The following is a 12598-nucleotide window of genomic DNA, read 5'->3' on the forward strand; positions in this document are numbered from 1 at the left end:
CCACCGGTCCACACTGCCGTTCGCCGCGCTCGAGCAGGACCTGCGGGACCGCGTCGACGGCGAGGTCCGGTTCGACCCCGGTTCGCGCGCCGCGTACTCGACCGACGCCTCGAACTACCGTCAGGTGCCCATCGGTGTGGTGGTGCCCCGGACCCCGGAAGCCGCGGTCGCCGCGGTCGCGGTGTGCCACGAACGCGACGTGCCGGTGCTCTCCCGCGGTGGCGGCACCAGCCTGGCCGGTCAGTGCTGCAACACCGCGGTGGTGCTCGACTGGACCAAGTACTGCCACCGCGTGCTGTCGGTGGACGCCGACGCCGGCACCGTGCAGGTCGAACCCGGCATCGCGCTCGACGTCCTCAACAACAAGCTCGACCCGGACGGCCTGATGTTCGGTCCGAAGCCCTCGACGCACGTGAGTTGCACCATCGGCGGCATGATCGGCAACAACTCGTGCGGTTCGACGGCCCAGGCGTACGGCAAGACCGTCGATTCGGTGCGTCGCCTCGAGGTGCTCACCCACGACGGGTTGCGGATGTGGGTCGGAGCCACCGACGACGACGAGTTCGACCGGATCGTTGCCGCCGGGGGCCGGCGCGCCGAGATCTACCGGGGGCTGCGCCGGTTGCGCGACTCGTACGCCGACGAGATCCGCGCCCGCTACCCACGGATTCCGCGGCGCGTGTCCGGCTACAACCTCGATTCACTGTTGCCGGAGAACGGTTTCCACGTGGCGGGATTGCTCACCGGCTCGGAGAGCACCCTGGTCACGGTGTTGCGCGCCGAACTGGATCTCGTTGCGGTCCCGGCCGCCGAGACGCTCGTCGTCGCCGGATTCGGCGACATCGTCGAGGCCGCGGACGCGGTGCCCCTCGTACTCGAACACGATCCAGCCGCACTCGAGGGCATCGACCACCGGCTCGTCACGCTCGAGCACAGCAAGCGCCTCGCCGAGAAGGCGCTCGCCGAACTGCCGGAGGGATCCGCGTGGCTGCTGGCGCGGTTCACCGGCGACAGCACCGACGAGTCGGACGAGCGGGCCCGCGCGATGATCGCGCACCTGGAACGCGACAGGTCGGCGTCGACGCGCGTGCTCGACGACCCGGCCCTCGAGAAGAAGGTGTGGGCCGCGCGCGAGGCGGGACTCGGCGCCACCGCCTATCCCCCGGACGGGCCGGAGACCCACGAAGGCTGGGAGGACGCGGCGGTCCCCCCGGAGCGTCTCGGCGACTATCTGCGGGACTTCCGGGATCTGCTCGACCGGTACGACTACGGCACCGCCTCGTTGTACGGGCACTTCGGCCACGGGTGCGTGCACACCCGCATCCCCTTCGATCTGCATACCGCGCCCGGCGTCGCACGCTACCGCCGTTTCGTGGAGGAGGCCGCACACCTGGTCGTCGGATACGGCGGGTCGCTGTCCGGGGAACACGGCGACGGCCAGTCCCGCGGAGAGCTGTTGCCGATCATGTTCGGCGACCGGCTGGTCACGGCGTTCGGGGAGCTCAAGAACCTGTTCGATCCCGGTAACCGGATGAATCCCGGCAAGATCGTCGCGCCCTACCGGCTCGACGAGAACCTGCGCCAGGGTTCCGCGTACCTGCCGCTCGAACCCGCGACCCGGTTCGGGTTCCCGGACGACGACCACCGCTTCTCGCGCGCCGCCGCGCGGTGTGTGGGCGTGGGCAAGTGCCGCGGTCACGAGTCCGGGGTGATGTGCCCGAGCTACCGGGCCACCGGCGAGGAGGAGCACTCCACCCGCGGTCGCGCCCGGCTGCTGTTCGAGATGCTCAACGGCGAGGTCATCACGGACGGATGGCGCTCGGAGGCGGTCCGGGACGCGCTCGATCTGTGCCTGGCCTGCAAGGGCTGCCTCTCGGACTGCCCCGTCAACGTCGACATGGCCACCTACAAGGCCGAGTTCCTGTTCCACCACTACCGCGGCCGGGTGCGTCCCCGCGCGCACTATTCGATGGGCTGGCTGCCGGTGCTGGCCCGGGTCGCCTCGGCGGCCCCCTCCGTGGTCAACGCCGCCGCCCACGCGCGTGGGTTGTCGCCGCTGCTCGCCCGGGCCGGGGGCATCGACCCTCGGCGAACTCTCCCGCGGTTCGCCCGGCAGCGGTTCACGCAGTGGTGGCGACGGCGCGAGCCCCCGCCGCCGCACCGAGTGCACGGGCCGGTGGTGTTGTGGCCGGACACGTTCACCGACAACTTCGAGCCGGACATCGCCCGGGACGCCGTGACGGTGCTCGAAGCCGCAGGATTCGCGGTCGAGGTGCCCGAGGAGTTCGCCTGCTGCGGCCTGACGTGGATCTCGACGGGACAGCTCGCGGTCGCGCAGAAGGTGCTCACCCGTACCCTGCGGCTGCTCGCTCCGGTCCTGCGTTCCGGCACTCCCGTCGTGGTGCTCGAGCCGAGTTGCGCGGCGGTGTTCCGGTCGGATCTGCCCGAGTTGATGCCCGGCAACGAGGACGCCCGGCGGCTGGCGGCGCAGACGTTCACCCTCGGGGAATTGCTGCAGGCGAGGGTGCCGGATTGGCGCCCGCCGCACACACTCGGGATGTCGGCGCTGATTCAGCCGCACTGCCACCAGCACGCGGTGATGGGCTACCGCGACGACGCAACGGTGCTGGACCACGCGGGTGTGGACACCACTGTTCTCGACGCCGGCTGCTGCGGGCTCGCCGGGAACTTCGGATTCGAAGCCGGCCACTACGAGGTGTCGGTCGCGTGCGCCGAGGACAAGTTGCTGCCTGCGATCCGGGCGGCCGATCCGGGGACGACGATCCTGGCGGACGGGTTCAGCTGCCGTACACAGATTCGTGACCTGCTGCCCTCCGTGACCCCGCAGCACGCCGCACAGCTGCTCGCCGCCGCGGTCCGACGGGGCTCGGACACGTGATCGACACCATGGGATCACAACCGCGCAACCGCGTCTCCCACCTGCGCCGAAGGTGATAAGTTACTCAGCGGTAACGTCGGGTAGGCTCTCATGCGTCGGACCTTCCACGGCCGGAACCCACCGCTCGTCGCGGACTGCGACGAGACGAGAGCATCGCTCCATCAGGAGGAATCAGCGTGGCTCCAACCACCTCAACGCAACGCGGCGTCGTGTTCGTCGACGGCATCCGCACCCCCTTCGGCAAGGCCGGGGCGAAGGGCATCTACGCCGAAACCCGCGCCGACGACCTGGTCGTCAAGGCGATCCGCGAGCTTCTGCGCCGCAACCCGCAGCTGCCGCCGGAGCGCGTCGACGAGGTCGCGATCGCGGCCACGACCCAGACCGGTGACCAGGGCCTGACCATCGGCCGCACCTCGGCGATCCTTGCGGGTCTGCCCGAGACCGTTCCCGGTTTCGCGATCGACCGCATGTGTGCCGGCGCGATGACCGCCGTGACCACCACCGCGTCGGGCATCGGCTTCGGCCAGTACGACGTCGTCGTCGCCGGTGGCGTCGAGCACATGGGCCGCCACCCGATGGGTGAGGGCGCGGACCCGAACCCGCGCTTCCTCGCGGACCGCCTGGTCGACCCGTCCGCGCTGGTCATGGGCAACACCGCCGAGAACCTGCACGACCGGTTCCCGTCGATCACCAAGGAGCGCACCGACGCCTACGCCGTCGCGTCGCAGAACAAGTACGACGCCGCGAAGAAGGCCGGCTTCATCGCCGACACCATCACGCCCGTCGCCACCCGGTCGGCGAACGGCTGGGGCCTGGCCACCGAGGACGAGCCGCCGCGCCCCGGCACCACCGTCGAGGACCTCGCCCAGCTCAAGACGCCGTTCCGCACCGCGGGCCGGATCACCGCAGGCAACGCCGCCGGTCTCAACGACGGCGCGACCGCGTGCATCCTGGCCGGTGAGGACACCGCCGCCGAACTGGGCCTGCCCGTCGGTATGCGGATGGTCGGCTTCGCGTTCCAGGGTGTCGATCCCGCCGTCATGGGCATCGGCCCGGTCCCCGCGACCGAGAAGGTGCTCGCCCGGACCGGTCTGAAGATCGAGGACATCGGCCTGTTCGAGATCAACGAGGCGTTCGCCGTGCAGGTCCTCGCGTTCCTCGAGCACTTCGGCATCGCCGACGACGACCCGCGCGTCAACCAGTGGGGCGGCGCCATCGCCTGCGGCCACCCGCTCGCCTCCTCGGGTGTGCGCCTGATGACCCAGCTCTCCCGCCAGTTCGCGCAGAACCCGGACGTCCGCTACGGCCTGACCACCATGTGCATCGGCCTCGGCATGGGCGGCACCGTCATCTGGGAGAACCCCAACCACGCCGACTACCGGGCGGGAGAGAAGTAAATGACCGCAATAATCGATGCTTTCGCCGACGAGGTAGTCACCAACGCGTACACGAAGCTGGTGTCCGTTCCCGGTATCGAGGGCAAGGTCGCGCTGATCACCCTCGACAACGGTTTCGATCACACCAAGCCGAACTCGTTCGGCCCGAAGGGTCTGCTCGCGTTCGACGCCGCGCTCGACGAGGCCTTCGCCGCGAACCCCGCCGCGATCGCCGTCACCGGCAAGCCGTTCATCTTCGCCGCGGGTGCGGACCTCAAGGGTGTGCCCGCCGTGACCACCCGGGAGCAGGGCCTCGAACTCGGGCAGCTCGGCCATCGGGTGTTCGGCCGCCTGCGCACCTCCGAGGTCCCGACCTTCGCGTTCGTCAACGGCCTCGCCCTCGGCGGCGGCCTCGAGGTGGGTCTGCACTGCCACTACCGCACCGTCGCCGACAACGTGCCGGCCCTCGGCCTGCCCGAGACCATGCTCGGCCTCGTCCCGGCGTGGGGCGGCACCCAGCTGCTGCCGAACATCGTCGGCCCGGACGCCGCGGTCACGCTGATCCTGGAGAACCCGCTCAACAACGGCCGCACCATCAAGGCGAAGCAGGCCGCCGACCTCGGCTACGCGGACATCGTCCTCGGATCCGCGGACTTCCTCGAGCAGTCCCTCGCCTGGGCCGCGAAGGTCCTGGCCGGCGAGATCACCCCGGCCCGCCCGGGGATCGACCGCGGCGCCGGCTGGGATGCCGCGATCGCCCGCGCCAAGGCGCTCGTCGACGGCAAGACCCGCGGCTTCGCCCCGGCTCCGGCAAAGGCGATCGAGCTGCTCGAGACCGCCCGCGGCACCGACATCTCCGACGCGGCGTCCCTCGCGGCCGGTTTCGCCGCCGAGGACGAAGCGCTGGCGGACCTGCTGCTCTCCGACGAACTGCGTGCCGGCCTGTACGCGTTCGACCTGGTCAACAAGCGCGCCAAGCGCCCGGCCGGAGCCCCGGACAAGTCGCTGGCCCGCAAGATCACCGGCGTCGGCATCGTCGGCGCGGGCCTGATGGCCAGCCAGCTCGCGCTGCTGTTCGTCAAGCAGCTCCAGGTCCCGGTGATCCTCACCGACATCGACCAGGAGCGCATCGACAAGGGTGTCGGCTACGTCCACACCGAGATCGACAAGCTGCTGGGCAAGGGCCGGCTGTCCCCGGACGCCGCCAACCGCCTCAAGGCACTGGTGACCGGTTCGCTCGACAAGGCCGCGTTCGCGAAGACCGACTTCGTCATCGAAGCCGTCTTCGAGAACATGGATGTCAAGAAGAACGTGTTCGCCGAGCTCGAGCAGCACATCTCCCCCGAGACGATCCTGGCGACCAACACCTCGTCGCTGTCGATCACGGAGATGGCGTCGGATCTGCAGCACCCGGAGCGGGTCGTGGGCTTCCACTTCTTCAACCCGGTCGCGGTCCTGCCGCTGCTCGAGGTCATCAAGGGCGACAAGACCGACGACGCGACCCTCGCGACGGCGTTCGCGACCGCGAAGGCCCTGAAGAAGTCGGCGGTGCTGTGCGGCGACAAGCCGGGCTTCGTGTTCAACCGCCTGGTCACCCGCACGCTCGGCGAGGTCATCGCCGCCGTCGACGAGGGCACCCCGTTCGACGTCGCGGACAATGCGGTGGCCGAGCTCGGCATGCCGATGAGCCCGTTCACGCTGCTCGCGCTCGTCGGCCCGGCGATCGCCCTGCACACGGGTGAGACGCTGCAGGCGGCGTACCCGGATCGGTTCAAGCCGTCGGCCGGCCTGTCGGCCCTCGTCGAGGCCCGCAAGCCCGGCGTGTGGACCTACGGCGAGAACGGCCAGGTCGTCGATCCCGAGGTCGCCGCGCTGTGGCCGCAGGGTGACAAGCCCTCCACCGCCGACGAGGTGCTCGACCGCACCCGCCGCGCGTTCGCCGAGGAGATCCGCATCATGCTCGAGGAGGGCGTGGTCGCGGCTCCCCAGGACATCGACCTGTGCCTGATCCTCGGTGGCGGTTTCGCGTTCTGGAACGGTGGCATCACCCCGTACCTGGACCGCACCGGAACCTCGGAAGCGGTGAACGGCAAGCGATTCCTCGAGCCGGGAGTCGCCAGCGTCCCCCGCTGACCTCCGCCCTCGACGAACCGGCACCCGACGACGGCGCATCACCGCACGGTGATGCGCCGTCGTTGCACAAACGGCCGTGCGAGCAGGCACTTCCGGCGTAGCGTTGATTCGGATTGGACAGCGCGGCAGCGACGCCCGACGAAAGTAGGTGCCCCATGACGCAACCCTCCGGTGGGCACGCAGCCAAGGTCATCGCCGTGACGGTCGCCGCGGCCGTCGGCGGATTCCTGTTCGGCTTCGACAGTTCGGTCATCAACGGGGCGGTCGACTCGATCCAGGAGAACTTCGGTCTCGGCGACTTCTTCACCGGTTTCGCCGTCGCCATCGCCCTGCTCGGTTGCGCCGTCGGCGCCTGGTTCGCCGGGGAACTCGCCGACCGATGGGGCCGCAAGAAGGTGATGCTGCTCGGCTCCGCACTGTTCGTGATCTCGTCGGTCGGCTCCGGGTACGCGTTCAGTGTTCCGGATCTGATGCTATGGCGTGTGATCGGCGGCCTCGGCATCGGCATCGCGTCGGTGATCGCACCGACCTACATCTCCGAGATCGCACCGGCCCGCTATCGCGGCGCGCTCGCCTCGCTGCAGCAGCTCGCCATCACCATCGGCATCTTCGCGGCCCTGCTGTCGGATGCGGTGTTGCAGAACGCCGCCGGCGGCCCGTCGAACGATCTGTGGTGGGGCCTCGAGGCGTGGCGCTGGATGTTCCTCGTCGGCGTGGTTCCCGCTCTCGTGTACGGCATTCTGGCGCTGATGATTCCGGAGTCACCGCGCTTTCTCGTCGGCAAGAACCTGGACCAGGAGGCCGCGGACATCCTCGCGAACATCACCGGCGAGCTCCGGCCGAACGAACGCGTGCACGAGATCCGGCTGACGCTCCGGCGCGAATCGACGCGCTCGTTCGGGGACATCCGCGGTCCGCGGTTCGGCCTGCAGCCGCTGGTGTGGATCGGCATCATCATGGCGATCTTCCAGCAGTTCGTCGGCATCAACGCGATCTTCTACTACTCGACCACACTGTGGAAGTCGGTGGGGTTCAGCGAGAACCAATCCTTCACCACCTCGGTGATCACGTCGGTGATCAACGTGGCGATGACATTCGTGGCGATCCTGTTCGTGGACCGAATCGGACGACGGATCCTGCTCATGATCGGCTCGATCGGGATGTTCGTGAGCCTGGTGCTCGCGGCCGTCGCCTTCTCGCAGGCGATCGGCGAAGGCGAGAACGTCGAGCTGCCCAGCCCGTGGGGTCCGGTCGCGCTCGTGGGCGCCAACATGTTCGTGGTGTTCTTCGCCGCGACATGGGGCCCGATCATGTGGGTGATGCTCGGCGAGATGTTCCCCAACCGGATGCGCGCCGTCGCTCTGGGTTTGAGCACGGCCGCGAACTGGCTGGCGAATTTCACTGTCACCCTGGCGTTCCCGCCTCTGACGGGCACGGTCGGGTTGTGGTTCCTCTACAGCCTGTTCGCGTTCTTCGCGCTGCTGTCGTTCTTCTTCGTGAAGGCGAAGATCCCGGAGACGAAGGGCATGGAACTCGAGGAGATGCACACCTGACGCAGCACTGCGCGACGGGTCGGCAGCCCCCCGCGCTCGTGCGTGGTTCCGGTAGCGCCCGCTACCGAAAACACGCACGAGCGGTGGCGTATTCGGAGGCGGCGGAGCAGTGGGTCAGCCGACGCCGCGGTTGCGTTCCTCGACCGATTCCGCCGCGTCGGCGGAGTCGAGTCCCGCGACCCATCCGGTGATGCGACGGGCCACGTCCTGCGCGGTCAACCCGAGTTCCTGGTGGATCTGACCGCGCGAGGCATGCTCGAGGAACCGTTGCGGCACACCCAGTTCGCGGGTGGGCACGTCGACGTCGGCGTCGCTGAGCGCAGCCGCGACCGCGGATCCGACACCTCCGTGCACGCCGCTGTCCTCCACGGTCACCACGACCCGGAAATTGCGGGCGAGTTCGGTCACCGCGGCCGGGACCGGCAGCACCCACCGCGGGTCGACGACTGCTGCGGTGATGCCCTGCTGCGCGAGGCGTTCGGCGGTCTCGAGTGCCAGACCGGCGAACGCGCCGACGGCAACGAGCAGCACGTCGCCGCTGCGCCCGTCCGGCATCCGCAGCACGTCGACCGTTCCGTCGAGACGTTCGAGCGCCGGAATGTCCTCGCCCACCGCTCCCTTCGGGAACCGCAGCGCGGTCGGGCCGTCGTCGACCGCGAGCGCCTCGCCGAGTTCCTCGCGCAGGGTCGCGCCGTCACGCGGTGCGGCCACGCGGATGCCGGGCACGATTCCCAGCAGCGAGAAGTCCCACATGCCGTTGTGGCTGGCGCCGTCGGAGCCGGTGATACCCGCCCGGTCGAGCACGAGGGTGACCGGCAGCTTGTGCAGGGCCACGTCCATGAGCAACTGATCGAACGCGCGGTTGAGGAACGTCGAGTACACCGCGACCACCGGGTGCAGGCCGCCCAGCGCCAGGCCCGCCGCGGAGGTGACCGCATGCTGCTCGGCGATTCCGACGTCGAACATCCGGTCCGGGAACCGTTCACCGAACTTGGCGAGCCCGGTCGGCCCGGCCATAGCGGCGGTGATCGCCACGATGTCGTCCCGATCCTGTGCCTGCGCGATGAGTTCGTCGGAGAACACCGACGTCCAGTCCGGCACCGACGTCGACGACGTGGACCGGCCGGTGCGGGGATCCATGACGCCGGTCGCGTGCATCTGGTCGGCCAGATGGTTCTCGGCCGGAGCGTAGCCGGCGCCCTTCCGGGTGACCGCGTGCACGAGGACCGGTCCGCCGTACGCCTTGGCGCGGCGCAGGGCCCCCTCGAGGGCGGGTTCGTCGTGCCCGTCGACGGGACCGAGGTACTTGATGCCCAGATCCGTGAACATCACCTGCGGGCTGATCGCATCCTTGATGCCGGCCTTCATCCCGTGCAGCACCGAGTAGGCGGCCGGACCGACCCACGGCAGCTTCTTCACGAAGCGCCGGCCGTTGTCGAGAAGTTTCTCGTAGCCCGGCTGCATCCGCAGCGCCGCCAGGTGGTCGGCGAGACCACCGATGGTCGGCGCATAGGAGCGTCCGTTGTCGTTGACGACGATGACCACCGACCGATCCTTACCGGCGGCGATGTTGTTGAGCGCTTCCCAGCACATGCCACCGGTGAGGGCGCCGTCGCCGACGACCGCGACGACGGTCCGGTCGCGCTGCCCGGTGAGTGCGTACGCCTTGGCGAGACCGTCCGCATAGGACAGGGCCGCCGACGCGTGCGAGGACTCGATCCAGTCGTGTTCGCTCTCGGCGCGGCAGGGGTAGCCCGACAGGCCACCCTTCTGGCGCAGCGTGTCGAATCCGTCGGCGCGACCGGTGAGGATCTTGTGGACGTAGGCCTGGTGGCCGGTGTCGAACAGGATCGGGTCGTGCGGCGAATCGAAGGTGCGGTGCAGGGCGAGGGTCAGTTCGACGACACCGAGGTTCGGGCCGAGGTGACCACCGGTCGCGGAAACCTTCTCGACGAGGAACCGCCGGATCTCACCGGCGAGCTCCTTGACCTCGGCAGGCGTGAGCCGCCGCACGTCGTCGGGCGACTGGATGCGGGAAAGGACACCCAACTGGTTTTGCTCCCTCCGGCTCGACTCACGCGGTGGCGCGCGAGCAGTTCCACTCAGTCTACGGAGCACCGGAAGCACTTCCGCCCACACACCGGCCTCACGGCGGGTCTCACATGAGGTTATGACCTCACCGGCGGGACCATCGTGAGGTTCCTCACAGAAAGGCCCACGGATCGTTCACCCGGCTCCGCACAGACCGAACGCCGTGCACCAGGAGTGCACGGCGTTCGATGCGGTTGTCGTGACGGCGGATCAGGACACCGCGACGGGTTCCTTGTCCTCCGGCACCATGTCGATGGTGGTGCGCAGCTGCCGCTTCGGGATGAGGACCACCGCGACGAGAGTCACGACCGCGAAGGCAGCGGCGACCAGGAACAGCAGGCCGGTGGCGTCCCCGTAGGCGCCGCGGATGATCGCCGCGACCGGCTCCGGCAGAGCGCCCAGGTCGAGGTTGCCGCCGCCGGCGCCCGAACCGGTCTCGATGCCCATCTTCGCGAAGCCCTCGGCCGACAGGGTGGCGACCCGGCTGGCCAGAATGGAGCCGAGGACGGACACGCCGATCGCACCGCCGAAGGTGCGGAAGAACGCGACCGAGCTGCTGGCCGCACCGATGTTGCGGACGCTGACGGTGTTCTGCACGGCGAGCACCAGGTTCTGCATGAGCATGCCGGTGCCGAGGCCCACGATCGCGATGTACACCCCGATCAGCCACAGCGAGGTGGCGTGATCGATCGTGCCCAGGAGCGCGAAGCCGGCGAACTGCAGGACGGCACCTCCGATGAGGAAGGCCTTCCACTCACCGAAGCGAGTGATCAGCTGACCGGAGACGACCGACGAGACGAGCATGCCCGCGACCATCGGGATGGTCAGCACGCCGGCCTCGGTGGGGCTGAAGCCGCGCGCGGTCTGGAAGTACTGACCCAGGAAGGTCGTGGCACCGAACAGGCCGATACCGACGGCGACGGAGGCGATGACCGCCAGCCCGGTGGTGCGTTCGGTGATGATCTTCAGCGGAACGACCGGATCGGCGACCTTGGACTCGACGATCACGGTGGCGACGAGCAGTGCGACGCCGGCGATCACGTACAGGGCCGATTCGGTGGAGAGCCACTCGAAGCTCGAGCCCGCGAACGAGACCCAGACCAGCAGCACACTGACGCCGGCGGTGAGCAGGGTCGCGCCGAGCCAGTCGATGCGCACGTCGCTCTTGCGTTCCGTGGGGATGTGCAGGGTGCGCTGCAGCAGAACCAGGGAGATCATCGCAATCGGCACGCACGCGTAGAAGCACCAGCGCCAGCCGAGGGGGCTGTCGACGATGACGCCGCCGAGGATCGGACCGCCGGACATCGCCACCGCCATGACGGCACCCATGTAGCCGGAGTACCGGCCACGGTTGCGCGGCGAGATGATCGTGCCGATGATCGCGACGACGAGCGCGGTCAGACCGCCCATGCCCAGGCCCTGGATGACGCGGGCGGCGAGCAGCACCGGCACGTTGTGGGCGACACCGGCGAGCAGCGAACCGGCGACGAAGATGACGATCGCGGACTGCACGAGCGTCTTCTTGTTGAACAGGTCGGCGAGCTTCCCCCAGATCGGGGTGCTGGCGGCGTTCGCAAGCAGGGCGGTGGTGATGACCCACGCGTACTGGGTCTGGCTGCCCTGCAGGTCGCCGATGATGGTGGGCAGCGCCGTCGCGACGATGGTGCTGCTGAGCATCGCGGTGAACAGTGCGGCGAGAAGGCCGGCGAGGGCTTCGAGGATCTCCCGGTGTGTCATCGAGTCACCCGGGTGTGTCCCCGGTGCTCCGTGTGTCGTTTGCGTCATCAGGCGGTCCTTCGTGCGTTATCGGTGAGAACGGGTGCGAGCGTGTCGTTGAGGCGGCCGAGTACCCGCAGTGCGTCGTCCATCTCGGCTTCGTCCCAGCCGGCGAGTGCGTCCTTCAGCCGCGCGGCGCGGCGGTCCCGGACCCCGCGCAGCAGCTCGACACCGGTGTCGGACACCCGCACCCGGTGGGCGCGTTTGTCGTCCGGGTCGGGATGCCGGTCGATGTAGCCCCGCTCGACGAGCTCCCCGATCTGGCGGCTCAAGGCGGACTGGCTCACACACATCTCGCTGGCGAGTTCGTTCTGCCGGCATTCGCCGGAGCGCCACAACAGGAAGAGAACCCCCACCAACGCGGCGGGCAGCGCTTCCTCGTCGATCTGCGACAGTGCGGTCCGGACCGTGCGGCCGAGCATGAAGATCACGTCGACCAGGGCGCTTGCCGTGTCCGTGGGAACCGCCATCCGTCTACTCCGTTCGAATCAATTGCTTGCGTCATGCAACTATACGTTAGTTGATTGCTGCAAGCAATTAGCCCTAAAACGGACAAATCCCGGCACGGGCCACCGTGCGGGATTGTCGGACGACGGTCAGCGCGTGAACAGCGCCAGGCACTCCACGTGATGCGTCGACGGGAACGCCGCGAAGACCCGCAGATCGGCGAGTTCGAAACCGTGCGATCGATACAGGCCTACGTCGCGACCGAACGACGCGGCATCGCATCCGATGTGCACGATCCGCTGCGGCCCCGCCGAGGTGATCGT

Annotated in this window: 7 protein-coding genes and 1 pseudogene; 4 read left to right on the plus strand and 4 right to left on the minus strand. The window is 68.9% G+C overall.

The window, feature by feature from the left end; genetic code table 11:
* Positions 1-13: 13 nt before the first annotated feature.
* The 4 genes from I0Q12_RS14265 (at position 14) to I0Q12_RS14280 (ending at position 7961) form a co-directional block, all read left to right on the plus strand.
* Positions 14-2899, plus strand: a complete 2886-nt coding sequence (locus I0Q12_RS14265; protein WP_197252546.1) for an FAD-binding and (Fe-S)-binding domain-containing protein — start codon at positions 14-16, stop codon at positions 2897-2899.
* Between the two features lie 176 nt (positions 2900-3075).
* A complete protein-coding gene (locus tag I0Q12_RS14270) occupies positions 3076-4296 on the plus strand; it encodes a thiolase family protein (RefSeq protein WP_197252536.1) in 1221 nt (406 codons plus the stop codon).
* Positions 4297-6408: a 3-hydroxyacyl-CoA dehydrogenase NAD-binding domain-containing protein gene (locus I0Q12_RS14275; RefSeq protein WP_197252537.1), complete on the plus strand. Its 2112-nt coding sequence runs from the start codon at positions 4297-4299 to the stop codon at positions 6406-6408.
* A 113-nt stretch (positions 6409-6521) separates the two neighbouring features.
* Positions 6522-7961: a sugar porter family MFS transporter gene (locus tag I0Q12_RS14280; protein ID WP_269437615.1), complete on the plus strand. Its 1440-nt coding sequence runs from the start codon at positions 6522-6524 to the stop codon at positions 7959-7961.
* 114 nt (positions 7962-8075) lie between these two features.
* Here the strand turns inward: I0Q12_RS14280 and dxs are convergent, their stop codons facing one another.
* From dxs to I0Q12_RS14300, 4 genes and pseudogenes are all read right to left on the minus strand, one after another.
* Positions 8076-10010, minus strand: coding sequence for a 1-deoxy-D-xylulose-5-phosphate synthase (gene dxs, locus I0Q12_RS14285; protein WP_197252539.1), 1935 nt, complete (start codon positions 10008-10010; stop codon positions 8076-8078).
* Between the two features lie 252 nt (positions 10011-10262).
* Positions 10263-11837, minus strand: a complete 1575-nt coding sequence (locus I0Q12_RS14290) for an MDR family MFS transporter (RefSeq protein WP_231610645.1) — start codon at positions 11835-11837, stop codon at positions 10263-10265.
* Positions 11837-12298 carry a MarR family winged helix-turn-helix transcriptional regulator gene (locus I0Q12_RS14295; RefSeq protein ID WP_197252540.1) on the minus strand — a complete coding sequence of 154 codons (462 nt, stop codon included), beginning with the start codon at positions 12296-12298 and terminating at the stop codon, positions 11837-11839. Before I0Q12_RS14295 ends, I0Q12_RS14290 begins: the two co-directional genes overlap by 1 nt.
* 126 nt (positions 12299-12424) lie before the next feature.
* Positions 12425-12598: pseudogene (locus I0Q12_RS14300) on the minus strand (class I SAM-dependent RNA methyltransferase); the annotation flags it as partial.

The organism is Rhodococcus sp. CX (genome assembly GCF_015865005.1).
In the GTDB taxonomy this organism is placed as follows: domain Bacteria; phylum Actinomycetota; class Actinomycetes; order Mycobacteriales; family Mycobacteriaceae; genus Rhodococcus.

Bases quoted from the DNA above. Each gene is read 5' to 3' on its own strand.
- I0Q12_RS14275 (WP_197252537.1), top strand. From the start codon at position 4,297: ATGACCGCAATAATCGATGCTTTCGCCGACGAGGTAGTCACCAACGCG.
- I0Q12_RS14290 (WP_231610645.1), bottom strand. From the start codon at position 11,837: ATGACGCAAACGACACACGGAGCACCGGGGACACACCCGGGTGACTCG.
- I0Q12_RS14295 (WP_197252540.1), bottom strand. From the start codon at position 12,298: ATGGCGGTTCCCACGGACACGGCAAGCGCCCTGGTCGACGTGATCTTC.